The sequence below is a fragment of the Tardiphaga sp. 20_F10_N6_6 genome (assembly GCF_052076045.1).
Lineage (GTDB): Bacteria > Pseudomonadota > Alphaproteobacteria > Rhizobiales > Xanthobacteraceae > Tardiphaga > Tardiphaga robiniae.
This window is the reverse complement of the sequence record NZ_CP197239.1, coordinates 3,531,217-3,548,541: the sequence shown is the minus strand read 5'-3', so window position 1 is coordinate 3,548,541 and position 17,325 is coordinate 3,531,217. Positions and strand designations below refer to the sequence as shown.

At 62.9% G+C, this 17,325-nt stretch carries 17 protein-coding genes, 1 tRNA gene and 1 pseudogene; 10 read left to right on the top strand and 9 right to left on the bottom strand.

All coding sequences use genetic code 11. From position 1 onward, the window contains the following. Position 1: 1 nt before the first annotated feature. Entirely contained in the window at positions 2–1,363 is a 1,362-nt protein-coding gene (locus AB7813_RS17135; protein WP_439065137.1) for a carbohydrate porin, read from the top strand. 141 nt (positions 1,364–1,504) lie between these two features. Here the strand turns inward: AB7813_RS17135 and AB7813_RS17130 are convergent, their stop codons facing one another. From AB7813_RS17130 to AB7813_RS17120, 3 genes are all read right to left on the bottom strand, one after another. After that, positions 1,505–2,521, bottom strand: coding sequence for an LLM class flavin-dependent oxidoreductase (locus tag AB7813_RS17130; RefSeq protein ID WP_439065136.1), 1,017 nt, complete (start codon positions 2,519–2,521; stop codon positions 1,505–1,507). A 98-nt stretch (positions 2,522–2,619) separates the two neighbouring features. Further along, on the bottom strand, positions 2,620–3,534 hold the full coding sequence (locus AB7813_RS17125) for an alpha/beta fold hydrolase (RefSeq protein ID WP_439065135.1): 915 nt from the start codon (positions 3,532–3,534) through the stop codon (positions 2,620–2,622). A gap of 175 nt (positions 3,535–3,709) precedes the next feature. Beyond that, the gene (locus tag AB7813_RS17120; protein WP_441228245.1) at positions 3,710–4,936 is read right to left on the bottom strand and encodes a hypothetical protein; all 1,227 of its coding nucleotides are present in this window, start codon (positions 4,934–4,936) and stop codon (positions 3,710–3,712) included. 307 nt (positions 4,937–5,243) lie between these two features. Here AB7813_RS17120 and AB7813_RS17115 point away from each other — a divergent pair, with 307 nt between their 5' ends. After that, positions 5,244–6,461, top strand: a complete 1,218-nt coding sequence (locus AB7813_RS17115; protein ID WP_175366019.1) for an MFS transporter — start codon at positions 5,244–5,246, stop codon at positions 6,459–6,461. An 85-nt stretch (positions 6,462–6,546) separates the two neighbouring features. Here AB7813_RS17115 and AB7813_RS17110 read toward each other — a convergent pair. Beyond that, a tRNA-Leu gene (locus AB7813_RS17110) sits at positions 6,547–6,631 on the bottom strand. A gap of 177 nt (positions 6,632–6,808) precedes the next feature. On the opposite strand from AB7813_RS17110, the gene AB7813_RS17105 reads away from it, so the two are divergent. Continuing rightward, positions 6,809–7,342 (top strand): disulfide bond formation protein B, encoded by a 534-nt coding sequence (locus tag AB7813_RS17105; RefSeq protein WP_439065133.1) that lies wholly within the window; start codon positions 6,809–6,811, stop codon positions 7,340–7,342. Positions 7,343–7,373: 31 nt separating this feature from the next. On the opposite strand, the gene AB7813_RS17100 is transcribed toward AB7813_RS17105, so the two are convergent. The 3 genes from AB7813_RS17100 to AB7813_RS17090 all read right to left on the bottom strand — a co-directional run bounded on the left by AB7813_RS17100 (position 7,374) and on the right by AB7813_RS17090 (position 11,288). Further along, positions 7,374–9,644, bottom strand: coding sequence for a TonB-dependent siderophore receptor (locus tag AB7813_RS17100; RefSeq protein WP_439065132.1), 2,271 nt, complete (start codon positions 9,642–9,644; stop codon positions 7,374–7,376). Between the two features lie 188 nt (positions 9,645–9,832). Further along, positions 9,833–10,897 (bottom strand): AbrB family transcriptional regulator, encoded by a 1,065-nt coding sequence (locus tag AB7813_RS17095; RefSeq protein ID WP_093757429.1) that lies wholly within the window; start codon positions 10,895–10,897, stop codon positions 9,833–9,835. Positions 10,898–11,012: 115 nt separating this feature from the next. Continuing rightward, on the bottom strand, positions 11,013–11,288 hold the full coding sequence (locus AB7813_RS17090) for a PsiF family protein (RefSeq protein ID WP_439065131.1): 276 nt from the start codon (positions 11,286–11,288) through the stop codon (positions 11,013–11,015). A 195-nt stretch (positions 11,289–11,483) separates the two neighbouring features. Between AB7813_RS17090 and AB7813_RS17085 the strand changes: the two genes are divergently transcribed. The 5 genes from AB7813_RS17085 (at position 11,484) to AB7813_RS17065 (ending at position 14,845) form a co-directional block, all read left to right on the top strand. Further along, a complete protein-coding gene (locus AB7813_RS17085; protein ID WP_231079026.1) occupies positions 11,484–12,005 on the top strand; it encodes a hypothetical protein in 522 nt (173 codons plus the stop codon). Positions 12,006–12,083: 78 nt separating this feature from the next. Further along, positions 12,084–12,467 (top strand): CidA/LrgA family protein, encoded by a 384-nt coding sequence (locus tag AB7813_RS17080; RefSeq protein WP_231079028.1) that lies wholly within the window; start codon positions 12,084–12,086, stop codon positions 12,465–12,467. Then, a complete protein-coding gene (locus AB7813_RS17075) occupies positions 12,467–13,189 on the top strand; it encodes an LrgB family protein (protein ID WP_231079029.1) in 723 nt (240 codons plus the stop codon). Before AB7813_RS17080 ends, AB7813_RS17075 begins: the two co-directional genes overlap by 1 nt. A gap of 165 nt (positions 13,190–13,354) precedes the next feature. Beyond that, on the top strand, positions 13,355–14,134 hold the full coding sequence (locus AB7813_RS17070) for a sulfite exporter TauE/SafE family protein (protein ID WP_068729255.1): 780 nt from the start codon (positions 13,355–13,357) through the stop codon (positions 14,132–14,134). A gap of 33 nt (positions 14,135–14,167) precedes the next feature. Continuing rightward, positions 14,168–14,845 carry a DsbA family protein gene (locus AB7813_RS17065; protein ID WP_093757425.1) on the top strand — a complete coding sequence of 226 codons (678 nt, stop codon included), beginning with the start codon at positions 14,168–14,170 and terminating at the stop codon, positions 14,843–14,845. An 89-nt stretch (positions 14,846–14,934) separates the two neighbouring features. Here the strand turns inward: AB7813_RS17065 and AB7813_RS17060 are convergent, their stop codons facing one another. Continuing rightward, a complete protein-coding gene (locus tag AB7813_RS17060; protein ID WP_068730379.1) occupies positions 14,935–15,150 on the bottom strand; it encodes a hypothetical protein in 216 nt (71 codons plus the stop codon). Between the two features lie 134 nt (positions 15,151–15,284). Between AB7813_RS17060 and AB7813_RS17055 the strand changes: the two genes are divergently transcribed. Further along, entirely contained in the window at positions 15,285–15,941 is a 657-nt protein-coding gene (locus tag AB7813_RS17055; RefSeq protein ID WP_439083956.1) for a DNA-3-methyladenine glycosylase family protein, read from the top strand. A gap of 38 nt (positions 15,942–15,979) precedes the next feature. On the opposite strand, the pseudogene AB7813_RS17050 reads toward AB7813_RS17055, so the two are convergent. Beyond that, positions 15,980–16,398, bottom strand: a pseudogene (locus tag AB7813_RS17050) (winged helix-turn-helix transcriptional regulator). Positions 16,399–16,472: 74 nt separating this feature from the next. On the opposite strand from AB7813_RS17050, the gene AB7813_RS17045 reads away from it, so the two are divergent. Then, a complete protein-coding gene (locus AB7813_RS17045) occupies positions 16,473–17,264 on the top strand; it encodes an SDR family oxidoreductase (RefSeq protein WP_439083957.1) in 792 nt (263 codons plus the stop codon). Positions 17,265–17,325 lie beyond the last annotated feature (61 nt).

Here is a 17,325-nt window from a genome sequence, read left to right as displayed (position 1 = left end):
CATGGTTGGTGTGTTTTCGTGCTGGATGGTCCGTGCGATGATGGCGCTCGCCGGCCTTGTCGCCTGTGGCACGGTCTCGCTGTCATCGGCGCATGCCGGCGACTGGCGCGATAGCGGCCTGAAGCCGATCAATGACCGGCTCGCCGAATGGGGCGTTGCACTGTCGGCGACCTATATAGGCGAGGCGCTCGGCAATGCGTCCGGCGGCATCCGGCGCGGCGCGGTCTATGAGGGACGGTTCGATTTTGGCGTGGATGTCGATCTCGACAAGGCGGTTGGCTGGAGCGGCGCGACCTTTCACGCCAATGTCTATCAGATCCACGGACCTGGCCTGTCGCGCGACTATATCGGCAATCTGATGCTGGTGAGCGGCATCGAAGCGCTGCCGGCGACGCGGCTCTATGAATTCTGGATCGAACAGTCGCTGTTCGGCGGCAGACTGCTGGTGAAGGTCGGTCAGCAGCCATCCGATATCGAGTTCATCGACAGCAAGTATGACGATATCTTCGTCAATTCGGCGCTGGGCTGGCCCGGCATTACCGGCGTGATCCTGCCGGCGGGCGGACCCTCGCCGCCACTCGCCGTGCCGGGCGTTCGTTTCAAGGCCAGTCTGTCGGATGCGTTCACGGCCTATCTGGCGGTGTTCAATGGCAGTGCGGCTGCGCCCGGCCCGAATGATCCGCAGATCGCCAACGCGCATGGTCTCGCATTTCGCGTCAACGATCCGCCGTGGATCATCGGGCAACTGAAATATGCCTACAAGCTCGGCCCGTCGGAGTTGCCTGGATCGATCACCGGCGGCGGCTGGGTGCATCTGGCCGAATTCGATGACGAGCGCTGGACCGCACAGGGCCGGTCGCAGGCCGATCCGGCCGGCACCGGCGAGCCGCTGATGCGGCGCGGCAATCGCGGCGTTTTCGCCGTTTACGAACAGCGGCTCGCTTTCAGTGCACTCGGCCCGGACAAGGGCATCGGCTTCTTTGCGCGCACATCGATCAGCCCGTCCGATCGCAATCTGATCAGCTTCTATCTCGATGGCGGCATTCAGGTGTCGGGTTTCTCGGCAGAGCGGCCGGATGACAGGTTCGGAATCGCGATGACTTATGCGCGTATCTCGGATGGCGCGCGCGGGCTTGATCGTGATGTGCAGCTTTTCACCGGAATTCAATCGCCCATCCGCGATTTCGAAGCCGTGCTGGAAGTAACCTATCTCGCTGCGGTCGCGCCGGGTGTCGCGGTGCAGCCGGTGTTTCAATATGTGATGCATCCCGCCGGCGGCGCCGTCGATCCCAACGATGCCACGCAGACAAAGCGCATCAAGGACGCCGCGGTGTTCGGCGTCCGCACCACCATCAATTTCTAGAGTTTCTCGTCATTCCGGGATTTGCTAGAGCCGGCTTGCCGGCGGCGGCAAAGACCCGGAATCCCGTCATGTTCAACATTCTGAGATTCCAGGTTCGCGCGCGCGAAGATGCGCACGCGCCCCGGAATGACGAGTTTTTGGCTATTCAGCAGCTACGGCTTTCGGTGTCTTGGTGAGGCCCGCAGCCGCCTCGGCGATCATCTCATAGGACTTGAGCCGCGTGGCGTGGTCGTAGACGTCCGAGACGATCATCAACTCATCCGCGCCGGTCTCCTCGACCAGCGCGGCGATGCCGGCGCGAACCGTCTCCTTCGAGCCGATGATCGAACGCCGCAGCATGCCCATGGCCTGCATCTTCTCGGCCGGCGCCCAGTAGGTCTCGATATCCTCGATCGGCGGCGCGCTTAGCCCGCGGGTGCCGCGGAACATGTTGGTGAACGACATCTGCTGCGTGGTCCACAACCGCTTGGCCTCGGCATCGGTGTCGGCGGCGATGATGTTGACGCCGACCATCGCATGCGGCTTCGTCGACTGTTCGGAGGCTTCGAAGTGCTGGTGATAGATCTGCAGGGCCTGCAGCAACTGGTCGGGCGCGAAATGCGAGGCGAAAGCGTAGGGCAGGCCGAGCGCCGCGGCGAGCTGCGCGCCATAGGTCGAGGAGCCGAGAATCCATAGCGGCACGTTGGTGCCCGCGGCAGGCACCGCCTGCAGGCGCTGGTTTGGGCCGGCCGGGGCGAAATAGGCCTGCAGCTCCTGGATGTCCTGCGGGAAATTATCGGAATTCTGCAGCGAGCGGCGCAGCGCCCGCATGGTCATCTGGTCGGTGCCGGGTGCGCGGCCGAGGCCGAGATCGATGCGGCCGGGAAACAGCCGCGCCAATGTGCCGAACTGTTCGGCGATGACGATGGGGGCATGGTTCGGGAGCATGATCCCGCCGGCACCGACGCGAATGGTTTTGGTCCCCGCCGCGATATGGCCGATCACCACCGATGTGGCGGCGCTGGCGATGCCGATCATGTTGTGATGTTCGGCGACCCAGAAGCGCTGATAGCCCCAGCGCTCTGCATGACCGGCGAGATCCCGGGAATTGTCGAGCGCACCGCGCGCATCGGTGTCCTGGGTAACGCGGACGAGGTCGAGGATCGAAAGTGCGGTCATGACGGGGCTCCCATTGCCCTTGCCATGTGGGCATGGCTGGGGCGGATTGCCAGCCGGCTGCGCGCCCGGCATGGCAGCCCGGCGTTACTCCCGAGCTGTCAGGCCAGGCTCGCGTGGAAGGCGCGGACGATTGCGGCGCATTCGGCCGGCTTTTCCATCTGCATGAAATGCGAAGCGTCAGGCACGGTGGTGAAGGTGAAGCCGCCATCGCGCGCGAAGGCACGCTCCATGTCGACGAACGGGCTAGTTCTCGCCTTTGGTTCACCGGCGACGAGCTGCACCGGCAGCCTGACACTGCACATCCGCTCCCAGGCACCTGGGAGATCCTGCATGGTGAAGATGCTGGCCTCGAATTCCCTGGCGCAGGCGAGTTCATAGAGCTGCCTGTCGTCGTTCCAGCGCAGCGTGGATGCGGCGAGTGCCTGCAGTCCGGCATCGTCGACGCCGGCAAATGCCGAGCTGCGGCGATAGGACTCGAATAGCTCCTGCACATTCGGAAAGGTGGTGCGACGCTGCGCAGCGCGTCCGGCGAGTCTGTCATTTTCCGTGCGGAAACTCTGGAACTCGGGATAACTCGCTGGCGGCGTCGCCGGCGGCTCGAAGCCGACGAAGCCGATCCACGGCGTCTCGTATTCGGCGGCATGCAGCAGGGTCGTCAGTGCGCTCATCGAATGAAATGCGCCGAGGCTCGGCGCCGGGCCGAGTTCGCGCGTGATCCCTTGCATGATCGCCTCATAGTCGCGGATGAGCTGCGGCCAGACATGCGGGATGGGCTGGCGATACGGACTGCTCCGGCCGTGATGACGGAAGTCGAACACCACGGTCTCATAGTCATCCGTGAAGAGGCGCCAGAAGCTTTGAAAAGCATCGATGGCGAGGCCATTGCCATGGCTGCAGATGATCCGTGGACCTTTTCCATAAACGCGTATGCTGGCTGTGGCGCCATCTTCGAGCAGAACCTGAAAAGCGTGCGTCTCGGCCGCAAGGGCCGGAGCGGAAGGCGCATAGTCCATATGGGGGAGAATCCGTTATATTTTGGAGCAAAAGGCGAAGCTGTCGTATGCTTGGCCGGACCGCAGAGTCTAAAAGACCTTGTCTGAAAGACTTTGCTGCTCACCGTCAGTTCGTACGCAGTTTCAGGATACAAAGCGCGGCGGGGTGGTTCAAGCCACAGCAACTCATACCAGCTCAGCTGGAACGCCGGATGATCGCCACGCGCCCGTCCAGCGGGATCGTCGTGTGCCCGTCGGTCACCGGCACGCGGCGCCACTCGGCATCGTCATTCGGACGGTTGAAGGAGAGCGAAGCGGCAGGGCCATCGACGGCGATGTCGAGCGGCTCCGTGGGCACCGGGATGTCTTCAGCCTTCTCCACATTCCAGCAGCGCACCGCGCGCCATACCGCAAGCAGCGGTTGTCCCTGCGCATCCTGAAACGCGATATGCCGCAGGTCCGGTGCCGTGGATGCCACGCGTAGCGGCGGATCGTTGTTGGCGCGGCGTGCGCCTTTCAGTGCGGACAGGAGATTCCGGATCGCATGGTAGCCAGGCTTCGGCGAGCCGTCATTGCGGACGAGGCCCCAATGATGTTCTCCGTCATTGGGATCGGTACCGCCATCGAAGAATTCGTAGAGGAATGTCCGGAGAATGCCGAGGCGGAAGTTGTTGAGCAGCAGCCGTGGCAGATAGAGCGCCGCCGCCGTTTCCGAGACGCCGGAGGTACCGGGCTTCACGACATTGCAATAGCCGCATTCGGTTGCCAGTGCGGGTGCGCCGGGTTTGAACGCGTCGCGCATATTGTGCAGATACCAGGACACGGCGGCGTAGTCGTTGGTTGTTTCCGGCTCTTGCGCCTTCTGTACATAGGAATGGATCGCGACGGCATCGCTGAACTGCGCGGCCGGGCGCAGCAGCGCGACGTCGGCGGGCTTCCAGTTGATGACGCTTGGCGACAGCAGCGGCAACTCCGTCGCCGCATATCGCGCGCGCAGCGCATGGTGCACCTCGCGCTGATAGTTCACGACGACATTGCTCCAGCCCGGCTTCGCCAGCGGCAGCGACAGAAACCAGTCGCTGTTGCCCTCGTTCTGGCCCTCCATCGCCGAGACGCGCTCGATGCCCAATGCGGCGAGATAGGTCATCATCTCCGGCACGGTGTTGGTCGCCGGCGACACCACAACATTGAACAGGATGTTCGAGCGTTTGTTCAGCGCGCGCCAGCGATCGAGATCGTTGCTAGGTCGCAACTCGTCGCGCAGATGGCGAATGCCTGATGCCGCAAGCAGATCGTGAAACCGGTCGAAATGACTCGCATATGGCTCGCTGCTGATATGCACATTGACGCCGACGCTGTCGGTGAAGGTATCGGACGGGCCGGGAAGCGACAGCGCGACCAATGGACTGGAGCGCAGCATCATCGACGCCGCGCCTCCCCTCAGGATGGCTCGTCTGCTCAGGCCGGGCATTTCGATCTCGCACGCATGAAGCCCCAGTGACGCCTCGGGGCAGTCTGAGCCTGTTAGACTTAATAAACCGCCGATCGACAAGAGATGTTCTCGTCAGCGATCAACCGAATCGGTCCACTGGCCCGCAAGATCACTGTCATCGCGGCAACGAACAACTGTATGCGCTCGCAAAAACGTGAGCTGCGTTGGCCGTCGGCCTGTCGGCTCCGGCCCGTCCCGTGCGTCTTCCACTCTAAGACCGCTGAAGTGGAGACCAGGAATGACCAATTCTCACTATCGCTGGGTAATCGTCGCCGCGGGCGGCCTTCTGGGCTGCGTCGCGATCGGCGGCATGTTTTCGTTGCCGGTGTTCCTGCAGCCGATCGCGCGGGATACCGGCTGGTCGGTCACCGGTATATCCAGCGCCATGACAATTGGCTTCCTCGCGATGGCTGTCACCAGCATGATCTGGGGCACCTTGTCCGACCGATTGGGGCCACTCCCGGTGGTGTTGACCGGGTCGGTCGTCCTCGCGTCAAGCCTGGTGCTGGCGAGCCTCGCGACATCTCTGGTCGCATTTCAATTTGTCTTCGGGTTGATGGTCGGCGGCGCCACCGCCGCGATCTTTGCGCCGATGATGGCGACGGTCACCGGCTGGTTCGATACGCATCGCAGCCTGGCCGTCTCGCTGGTTTCGGCGGGGATGGGCATGGCGCCCATGACCATGTCGCCGCTGGCGGCCTGGCTCGTTTCGAACCACGATTGGCGCACCTCGATGCAGATCGTGGCCCTCGTCGTGGCCGCGATCATGATTCCAGTCTCGCTGCTGGTGCGCCGCGCGCCGGCGCTGGAGTGCGCGCCTTCCGCTCCATCCGCCGAGCCGGCGCGGGCAGAGATGTCGCGCGCGCAGGCGCTACGCTCGCCACAGTTCATCATCCTGCTGCTGACGAATTTCTTCTGCTGTGCCACGCATTCTGGGCCGATCATCCATACTGTGAGCTACGCGATCAGCTGCGGCATACCGCTTGTCGCTGCGGTCACGATTTATAGCGTCGAGGGTCTGGCAGGGATGGGCGGCCGTATCGCCTTCGGCCTGCTCGGCGACCGTTTTGGCGCCAAGCGTGTACTGGTCCTTGGCTTGCTCGCCCAGGCGTTCGGGGCGCTCGGTTTTGTCTTCGTGCGTGAGCTCGGCGGGTTCTACACCGTGGCGGCGGTCTTTGGCTTCATCTACGCCGGCACCATGCCGCTCTACGCCGTTCTCGCACGCGAAAACTTTCCGCTGCGGATGATGGGCACGGTGATCGGCGGAACGGCCATGGCCGGCAGCCTTGGCATGGCGACTGGACCTCTCGCCGGAGGTTTGATCTACGACGCGTTCGCCAGCTACGCTTGGCTCTATATCGGCTCCTGGATCATGGGGCTCGGCGCTTTCCTGATTGCAATGACATTCAGGCCGATGCCGGTGGCGAAAGCGGAGCCCGCACCTCTGCCGGCGTGAGGACAAATCCTCCAGTCGTCATTTGCGGGTAACGCGCTTTTCGGAAATATAGCCCGTCGTCAACGGATTATTGCTGATGAGCTGTTGGTGCCCCTGGCCGGAATCGAACCAGCACTCCTTGCGGAACTCGATTTTGAGTCGAGCGCGTCTACCAATTCCGCCACAGGGGCCTTCGGACGCCGGCCGGAGACCGGGGGCGCGAAGCGGGCGGAATATAGCGGGCGCTCCGGGCGGGTCAACCTGCGGTTTGGCCAGATTGGCCGCCGCGCACACTCCAGTGTGATCGGGGCTGCCTCGACAGGCTGGTGAGCCCGGGATAGGACGCAGCAGCCACTCCGGAGAGCACCGTGACTGCCCAGACCGCACACACCTCCACGCCTGCGTCGTCGAACCCGGCGCTGGTCGCTGCATTGGCGGTCGGTCTGATTGCATTGGCGACGCTGGCGGGGGCCTGGTTCTTCCAGCTGGTGCTGGATATCCGGCCGTGCCCGCTCTGCCTCGAACAGCGCTATGCCTATTATCTCGCGATTCCGCTGGCGGTGCTGGTGGCGATTGCTGCCGCCAGGGACGCGCCGCGCGGCCTGGTTGTGACCGGCCTCGTTGTGCTGGCGCTGGCGGCGCTCGCCAATGCGGTGCTCGGCGGTTATCACGCCGGCGTCGAATGGACATTCTGGCAGGGTCCAACGGACTGTTCGGGTCCGGTGGTCGATCTCGGCAAGGCCGGCAGCCTGCTGGAGCGCCTCGACACCGTGAAGGTGATTCGCTGCGACGAGGTGCAGTGGCGTTTCCTAGGCCTGTCGCTGGCCGGCTACAATGTGCTGATCTCGCTGGCGATGGCGGCGATCGCACTGTGGGGCGCCGGCAAGACCGCACGGCGCTGATCCGCCGCCGGTCGTGCCCGCTGGCGCAGCGCTACCAGCGATAGCGCAGCGTGCCGATCACCGTGCGTCCCTGGCTCAAATAGCAGTAGCCGGAATTGCAGACCGCAACCTGCTCGTCGGCGACGTTGTTGGCGTTGATCGAGGCCTGATAGCCCGCAAACTTCGGTCCAAGCCTGGCGAAATCGTAACGCGCGGCCAGATCGAACAGCGTATAGCCGTTGTTGCGTGAGGTGTTGTCGTTCGACGTCCAGGTCGCGTCGATATAGCGGACACCGGCACCGAGACCGAGGCCTTCAAGCGAACCGTTCAGGAAGGTGTAGTTCATCCAGCTTGACGCGGTGTGCTTCGGCGTCACCGCAGGGGTCTTGCCGAGCTCGGTCGCGATCGAGCTCTTGGTGATCTCTGCATCGGAATAGGTATAGGCCGTCACCGTTTCGAGCTCCGGTGTGAGTCGCGCGCGCGCCTCGAGTTCGAAGCCCTGCACGCGGATCTCGCCGACCGAGGCGTAATAGGCGATGCTGTTGACGAAGCCGGCGAGCTTGGCAGCGTTCTTCTCCTTGAGGTCGTAGATCGACGCCGTGAGCAGCACGTCGGGCCGTGGCTGATACTTCACGCCGCCCTCGATCTGTTCGCCTTCGGAGGGTGCCAGCACGGTGCCGTCGATGCTGAGCGACGTGACCGGCTGGAACGAGGTCGCGTAGCTCACATAGGGTGCGATGCCGTTCTCGAAGTGATAGAGCAGGCCGGCGCTGTAGGAGAACGCGTTGTCGTTGCGCGCACCTGTGACGGCGCCCGTATAGGAATTGATTTGCGTGCGATCCGCCCAGTCCTGACGACCGCTGAGCGACAGGTGCCAGTTGCCGAGTCGCATCTGGTCCTGCAGATAGACGCCGACCTGTTCCTGCGTCGAACGCGAACCGGACGTATAGCCCGGGGTTGGGCCGGCAATGCCGTAGACGGGATTGAGGATGTTGAGCGCATAGCCGGGATTCACGGCGCCCAGGCCGAGCTTGAAGTCCCAGGTATTGTGATCGTAATTCACGCCGAACAGTGCGCGGTGGGCGATCGGGCCGGTGGCAAAGTCGGCCTGCAGCGCATTGTCGGTTTGCCAGCTCGTCTGGTCGTCGCCGACGGCCACGGCACCGCGGTCATAGACGGTTGACGTTGCCGTCGCGAAGCTGCCGCTGAGATAGCGCGATTCCGCATGCAGCGTGCCGAACCGGGTGTGCTGGCGGAACGTGAAGACATCATCAAAGCGATGTTCGAGCTTGTAGCCGACCTGCGCCTGCTGCAGCCGCAGATAGTCGTATTTCGGATCGCTCGATCGCAGCTTGATGGTCGCGCCGTTGACGTTCACCAGCTGGCCGTCGCGATTGAGCATGGCGACGCTGGCGTCAGTTTCGTCCTTCTGCAGGATGGCATAGGCCGTCAGCGTGGTGTCGATGGTCGGTCGCCAGGTGATCGATGGCGCCAGCATCAGCCGTTCGTCGGCGATGTCGTAATTGGTCTCGCCGGCGCGGCCGAGGCCCACCAGGCGATACAGCAGCGACTTGTCGGAATTGGCGCCGCCGATGTCGAACGCCGTTTGCATGCGGCCATAGGTGCCGCCCTGCAGTGAAATCTCGTTGACCTGATTCTCGACCGGGAATTTGGATCGGCGATCGACGAGGCCGCCGGGGACGGACTGCCCATAGAGCACGGCAGCCGGGCCCTTGATCACCTCGATGCTGTTGAGCTGATAGGGTTCGGTCCGGAATGTGGTAAAGCCGGCGGCGAACTGCTTCAGCCCGTCGCGGAAGTCGCCGAGCGTCGTCGTCGAGAAGCCGCGGACATAGATCTGATCGAAACGCGGATCGTAGCCGAAGCCGCCGGTGGTGACGCCGGCTGTATAACGAACCGCCTCCGGAATGCTGGTGACGCCGCGATCATCGAGTTCCTTGCGGTCGATGACGCTCACCGAGCGCGGCGTGTCGATCAGCGGCGTATTCGTCTTCGATGCCGAGCTGGCCTGACCTGCGACATAGCTGTTGTTGTCGGCGCTATAGATGCGCTCATTAACCGATGGCGCGGGTGAAATCTGCGGTGTCGTCGTGCGTGTGCGTCGTGTTGCGCGTGCCGATGTCTGAGATCTCGCTGCTGTCGTGCTGCGTGCGCGCTGCTGTGGCTGCGGAGCATCCACCGTGACTGGCGGCAGGCTGGCCTGCGCGAATGCGTCACGCGGAAGTTCGATTGCCAATGCCATCACACTGACGGTGCAAAGCAGTGCAGTCTGCTTCGTCGATTTTCTTGTTCTCAATTTCATTTCAACGCCTCGATGATACTGGTCACGCCAGCTTGATCGAGCGTCTAACTTGATTGGTTCTGCGACGCACTACGGTGCGCGGTAGAATATATCTAGACCTTGCAACGCAGGCATCTGCGTCGCTGCAAGGCACTCATACTTGTTAGATCAATTCCATTGTTTCGATCGATGTCCGCGACGACTGAAGATCAATCGTCGATATCGTCCTGCGCCTTGCCGAACAGATGCACGATTCCGGGCGTGACGATCGAGACATAGATGAAGCGCGACAGATGATGCGCGCCGACGAATACCGGATCGATATGCAGTGTCAGCGCCAGTGCGAGCATGGCGTCCATGGCGCCGGGCGCGAAGGCGACGACGACATCGCTCAGCTTCACAGTCGTGGTGAGCGCGATGATCGTCACGAACACGGCCGAGATGGCGATGGCCACCGTGAATGAGCCGAGCGCCGCCCAGACATGGCTGAGAATGGTGCGCGGCGAGATCTTGCCGAAACGTGAGCCGATCAGGCTGCCGATGCCGACGAGAGCCGTGATATAGGCCCATTGCGGCAGCGTGCCGTGGACCCAGCCGGTGCCGTGCAGGACCGACGAGGCCATCATCGCGCCGAACATCCAGCTCGCCGGAAACTTGATCCAGCGCATGAACAGCGCGACGGCAACGGCCGCGGCAGCCAGTTCGGCGAGTGCGAGCGGCGAGGCTTCCGGTCCGCGCGACGGCAGCGGACCGTGGCCCATCAGGCCGGTGGCGGCGAGCAGCAAGGGGACCATGGCGGTGAGGATGATGACGCGAAAAATCTGCACCACGGCGATGCCCGGCACGTCGGCATTGCGCTCGGTGGCCAGCATGATGATCTGCGACAGCGCGCCGGGGCTGCCGGCCAGCAGCGCGGAGGTGCGGTCCCAGCCATGGACGCGCTGCAGATAGATGCTGCTGCCGAAGGTGGCGCAGAACGTGGCCAGCGCCAGTAGAGCGATGGTCACCGGATAGGCGCTGAGATTGTGCACCATCTCCGGCGACACCATCGAGCCGAGCGACAGGCCCAGTGTCATCAGGATGACATGGGCCATCGGCTGCGGCAGGCCGACCGGGCGGCCGAAGATGCCGTAAGCGGCGACCGCGATCATCGCGCCGGAGATCAGGCCGCCCGGCAATTCCGCCCAATAGAATAGCGCGCCGCCGGTCGTGCCGATGACGAGGGTCTCAAGGGTGGTGCGGATCTGAAGGGAGCTGGGAAGAGCGATGGCCATTTGCACGGAAAGCTGAAGGAGCCCGCTTTATGGCAAAGTCCGCACCTGTCGACAAATGCAGTGTGGTCTACCTGTCCCTCGCTTTCCGGGCGAGGGACAGGCGCATGACGAGAGTTTAGTTCGGTTTGGCGGTCTTCTTGCAATCCGAGCGGAATTTGCGGCGCTCGGTGCCATGCAGGCCCTTGGCATCGGCCTGTTTCGAACATTCGAGTGACGCTGCGGTGCGGGGTTTCTCGGCTGTCTTGTCCGCAGGCGCCATCTTCTCGGCGGGGGCCGCCTTGGCGGGCGCAGTCTTGGTGGCCGCCGGCGCAGGTGTCTGAGCGGTGGCCGCGCCGACCAGGAGGAAGGAGGCGACGGCAGCGGTAGCTAGGCTGGAAGCGAATCGGATCATGGCAGCACCTCGAATTGAACAGGGAGGACAGGGTGGGCGCGCCGGGCTGAACGGCAGGTGAATGAGTTGAAATATATCTGATGGTGCGATCACGATAATTTTTCGCGGGGAGCTGCGATGTCGTTGCCACATGCAGCGGTAGCGATAGGATGCCTTCGTCTACTTTTACTTTGTGTAGCAAAGGGAGAGAATGCCATGACAATGCCTGTCAAATTCGCCTGCGCGATTGCAGTATCCAGTTTTGCTTTGCTTGCCTTCAGTCCGGCCCATGCACTCACCGCAACTGAATGCAGTGCAAAATATCAGGCGGCCAAGACCGCCGGCACGCTGAACGGCCAGAAATGGAATGACTTCCGCAAAGCCGAATGCGGGACCGATGCCGCTGCGACGACGCCCGCCGCTGCGCCTGCTGCAACAGCGGCGCCGAAGGCTGCCGAAGCCAAACCTGCCGAAGCCAAGCCCGCAGCGGCTCCCAAACCTGCTGCAGCCCCCAAGCCGGCAGCCACGACAGCTGCGGCTCCGGCAGGCCCTGCCACCTTCCCGTCGGTGGTCGATCCGAAATACGCCAAGGAGACGGCTGGCAAAGCGCGGATGCACACCTGCGTGGATCAGTACAATGCCAACAAGGCCGCCAATGCCAATGGCGGCATGAAGTGGATCGAAAAAGGCGGCGGCTACTACAGCGAATGCACCAAGAAGCTGAAGGGTGCCGCCTGATCGGATCAGCCGCGCGCTGGGGTTGATCGACATCACTTGCTTCGCGGGCGATAACGATCCGTCACCCGCGGAGTCCCTATGATTGCCAGTCTGTCCCTGATCCTGCTGTGCCAGCTCGCTGGCGAGATCGCTGTGCGCGCTTTTGCATGGCCGGTGCCCGGCCCGGTGCTCGGCATGTTGCTGCTGCTCGTTCTGCTGTTGCTGCGTGACCGCGCCATGCTGTTCGCGCAGGGGCCGCTGCAGGGCGGCGGCGTGGAGAATGCCGCGAAGGGCCTGCTCGCGCATCTGTCGTTGATGTTCATTCCCGCCGGTGTCGGCGTGGTGCAGAAGCTCGATCTGCTGGCCGAGCATGGCACCGCCATCGTCGGCGTTCTGGCGGTCTCGGTCGTGATCACGCTGCTGGTGACGGTGGCGACGTTTCTCATCATCAGCCGGGTCATGACACGCGGGCGAAGCGCGTGATGACCGCCAATCCGTTCTCACTCTGGGTCTATCTTTCGCAGCAGCCGCTGCTGTGGTTGACCGTGACGCTGCTGGTCTATGCGACGGCGGATGCGCTGTCGCTGGCGACCGGCCGGCATCCGTTTGCCAATCCGGTATTCCACTCGATGTGGATCATCGCCGTGTTCCTGCTGCTGACCGGGACGTCCTACACGACCTATTTCAGCGGTGCGCAATTCGTGCACTTCCTGCTCGGTCCGGCGACCGTGGCGCTCGCGGTGCCACTCTATGAGAATCGCAAGGTCGTGGCGGCAGCGATCGTGCCGATGCTCGCCGCGCTGGTGGTCGGCTGTGCCACGGCGATCGTCTCGGTTGTGTTGCTGGCAAAGGCCTTCGGCCTGCCGCAAAATGTGGTGCTGTCGCTGGCGCCGAAATCGGTCACCGCCGGCGTCGCCATGGGTATCAGCGAGTCGCTCGGCGCTGACGCATCGCTGACCGCGGTGGCGGTGGTGCTGACCGGCATCATGGGCGCGATCATCGTCACCCCGATGATGAACCGCATGGGCATCACCGATTATCGCGCCCGTGGCTTTGCCGTCGGATTGGCGTCGCATGGGATCGGCACAGCGCGGGCCTTTCAGGTCGATGCGGTGGCCGGGGTCTTCGCCGGCATTGCGATGAGCCTGAATGCGCTGGTGACCTCTCTACTGGTGCCGCTCGCCGTCACCCTGCTGGTGCGCTGATGGTCACGACAGCGTTTTCCCGGCAGGCGGATTTGTGATGCCGGCTGCATGGAGCCGGGCCGGAAAGGTCATTATGGTCACACCGTTGCGCGCATGATCCGAACAAGTGGACACTGATTTTTTCGAAAGATCATGCTCAGATGAGAAGATGAGAATCAGCCGTTCATGATGACTGTGATGCAAGGGGCGCTCGGCCTGGCTTCGGGCGCACTGGTCGGCTTCTCGCTCGGCCTGGTCGGTGGCGGCGGCTCGATCCTCGCTGTGCCGCTGATGGTCTATGTTGTCGGCGTGCCTGAGCCGCATGTCGCGATCGGCACCAGCGCCATTGCGGTTGCGGCCAATGCGGCGGTCAATCTCGGCAATCATGCGCGTGGCGGCAATGTGCACTGGTCCTGCGCGCTGGTGTTTGCTGCTGCAGGAATCGCCGGTGCGCTCGGAGGCTCGATTCTCGGCAAGCAGGTGGACGGGCAGAATTTGCTGGCGCTGTTCGCGGTCCTGATGCTGGTGATCGCCGTGCTGATGCTGAAGACGCGCGCCCAAGTCGGCGAGCACCGCGTCGAGATCAGCATGTCGAACACGCCTTCGCTGCTTGCGCTGGGTCTTGTCACCGGCGCGCTGTCCGGCTTCTTCGGAATCGGTGGCGGCTTTCTGATCGTGCCGGCGCTGATGGCGGCCACGGGCATGTCGATCATGAGTGCGATCTCGTCATCGCTGGTGGCGGTCACCGCATTCGGTCTCACCACGGCATCGAGCTATGCCTGGTCCGGGCTGATCTCCTGGAAACTTGCGCTGGTGTTCATTCTGGGTGGTCTGCTCGGCGGACTGTTGGGAACCAGCCTGGCGCGGCATCTGTCGCTGCGGCGGGGCGCGTTGAATACCGTTTTTGCGTCTATCATTATCGTCGTGGCGCTCTATATGTTGGCCCGCAACATCTACATCACCTGAGCGCTGGCGCATGATGCGTCTTCGGAGAACATCATGACCGCCGCAATCCGCGAGACCTCGAAGACCGCCACGACACGGCGCGCTGCGCTCGGGCTTTTCGGTGGCGCCATGCTGCTCGGCGCGTCCGGCAAGGTCCTCGCGGCATCTGGTGCCGCCAAGGACGAAGACGTCCTTAACGAAGCCGCGGTACTCCGCGATCCGGACATCCCGGCCGCAGGTAACCCGAAGGGCGACATCACCATCGTCGAATATTTCGACTACCAATGCCCCTATTGCCGCAAGATCGCCCCCGACCTGCGCGCCCTGGTGAAGGAAGACGGCAAGGTTCGCCTGGTGTCGAAGGACTGGCCGATCCTCGGGCCGGTGTCCGTCTATGCGGCCCGTCTCGTGCTCGCTGCCAGATACCAGAACAAGTTCATCGAGGCGCAAGACGCCCTGATCAGCCTCGATACCAAACTGACCGAGGCGATCGCGCGTGATCGGCTCGCCAAGGCCGGTATCGATGTCGATCGCGCCGTCGCCGATCTGCAGAAAAATCAGGATGCGATCGTTGCCAAGCTGAAGCAGATCGATGAGCAGGCGACGGCTTTCGGCTTTAACGGCACGCCGTCCTTCATCGTCGGCAAGTTCCGGATTCCCGGCCCGATCACCAAAGAACAGTTCGTTCTTGCGATCGCCGATGCGCGTAAAGCCGCGGCTGCGAAGAAGTAAGCTTCAGCGGGTTCAGGCAGAAAAATGCCCCCGCTCATCGGCGAGGGCATCTTTGATCGGCTGAACCAGTCTTCTCGTTGCTGATGTGCTTACGACTTCACTTGCGAGGTCAGCTTGGCCCAATCCTGCTTGGTGCGCGTCTTCAGTGCTTCCCACTCATTGGCAGCAACATCCCAGTTGACGATCGTCCGGCGCTCCTGCGCCGTCTGGCCGTTCGCCACTGACGAGGTCGACATCGAATCGTAGATGTAAACGCCGATGCCCAGGATCAGCGCACCCAGGATCATTCCAAAAAACGTCCGCATGGCGGTAGCCTCCATTGAACGCAAACAACGCGACGTCCGGGGCTTTGGTTCCCGGTTGCATGGTGCGCTATTGCCGCAGCGCATTCATTGGCAGGATTGATCTTGCGGTCACGCCGTGGTGATCCTTGGGGATCATGACCGTCCATCTTACCGATCAATCCGTGCTCGACGACGCCGTTATGGAGCTGGTGAAGCTCGACCCGCGTCTGAAACCGATCCTGGCCATGGCCGGGATGCCGGCACTTCGGCAACGTGCGCCGGGCTTCGAAGGGCTTGCGCAGATCGTCTGCGGGCAGCAGGTCTCGGTGGCGTCGGCTTCAGCGATCTGGGGCCGCGTCTCGGGCGCCTTCTCGCCATTCGATCATCACGCCATCCGCAAGGCGCGTACCGATCGCCTGGGCCGGCTTGGCCTGTCGGCGGCGAAGATCAAGACGTTGAAGGCGCTGGCGCGCGAACTCGTCGAGGAGCGGTTGAATCTCGATGTGCTCGCCGAGGAAGACGCCGACGCCGCGCATAACACGCTGGTCGCATTGCATGGCATCGGTCCGTGGACGGCCGACGTCTATCTGCTGTTTTGTCTCGGCCATGGCGACGCATGGCCGGCGGGCGATGTCGCCATTCAGGAATCAATCAAGGTCGGGCTCGGTCTCAAGGAGCGTCCGACCGTGAAGCAGATGGCGCCGCTGGCAGAACTATGGCGTCCGCTGCGCGGTGCGGCGGCGCATCTGTGGTGGGCTTACTATCACGCCATCAAGAAGCGCGAAGGCGTGATCGGCAAACCGGCGAAGTGAACACGTCGCGGGCCGCAGCATCGACTGCGCGGGCCAGGCTATTCCTCGGCAGGAGGCGAGGTGGATGTCCCCATGGCAGATACTGCGGCGTCGGACGCTGGCTTCCATACGAGCCATGTGAGCAGTGCGTCGAGCGAAGGGCAAAGAGACTCGCCCCAATCCGTTAGCGCATATTCAACCTTCGGCGGCACCTGTGCATGCACGACGCGTCGAACGATGCCGTCGGCCTCGAGCTGCCGCAATTGCTGCGCGAGCATCTTCTGCGAGGCCGCAGGGATTGCGCGTTCGAGTTCGGAGAAGCGCAAAATTCGGCGCCGAACAGACGAAACAGGATTTCCAGCTTCCAGCGTCCGCCGATCATCTTCAGCGACTGCTCGATCCCGTCCGATGCGGTCGTCGCAGTCCACGGTTCCTTACCTGGAGGTAAGCCCCCCACTTTCTCGTGCGTTCTTGTCATTCGGCAAACATATCCGCATTTCCCTCGCAGACAATGCGCCGCGCTGTGCGGATGTGAAAATGAGGAACTGGACGATGACAAATCATCAGGCGGGCGGCGAACTCGCTGGCAAGCGGGCGCTCGTGACCGGTGGGACCAAAGGTATTGGTGCTGCCGTCGTCGCGTGCCTGCTGGCACAGGGTGCAGTGGTGCTCACGACAGCGCGCAACAGGCCGGCTGGCATGCCAGACCATGCCGGCTTCGTCGTTGCTGACGTTGCCACCGCCGACGGGTGCACGGCGCTCGCCGACGCGGTCCTGAAGCGCCTCGGCGGCATCGATATCATTGTCCACGTTGTTGGCGGGTCGTCCGCGTCTGCGGGCGGTTTCGCAAAGCTCGATGACGCTGCTTGGCAGCGCGCAATGGACCTGAATCTCTATGCTGCCGTCCGATTGGATCGCGCTCTGTTGCCGTCGATGCTGGAGCAGAAATCCAGCGTGATCATTCATGTCACTTCGATCCAGCGTGTGTTGCCGCTGCACGATGCCACGATGGCCTACGCGGCAGCGAAAGCGGCACTTGGAAACTACAGCAAGGCGCTATCAAAGGAAGTTAGCCCGAAAGGCATCCGCGTGGTGCGCGTCTCGCCGGGCTGGGTGGAAACCGAGGCCGCCGTCGGGCTGGTGCGGACGATCGCCGACGAGAACAGCATCGATTATGAGGGCGCGCAGAGAATGCTGATGGATTCGCTCGGCGGTATTCCGCTCGGACGTCCGGCTAGGCCGCACGAAGTCGGGGACCTCGTGGCATTTCTGGCATCGCCGCGCGCGGCATCAATCACCGGTGCAGAATTCGTGATCGACGGCGGCACGGTTCCCACGGTGTAGTCGAACAGCGTTTGAAACGGACGTTGTTTTAAACAACCCCGCTGTCGCAAAACAGACATTG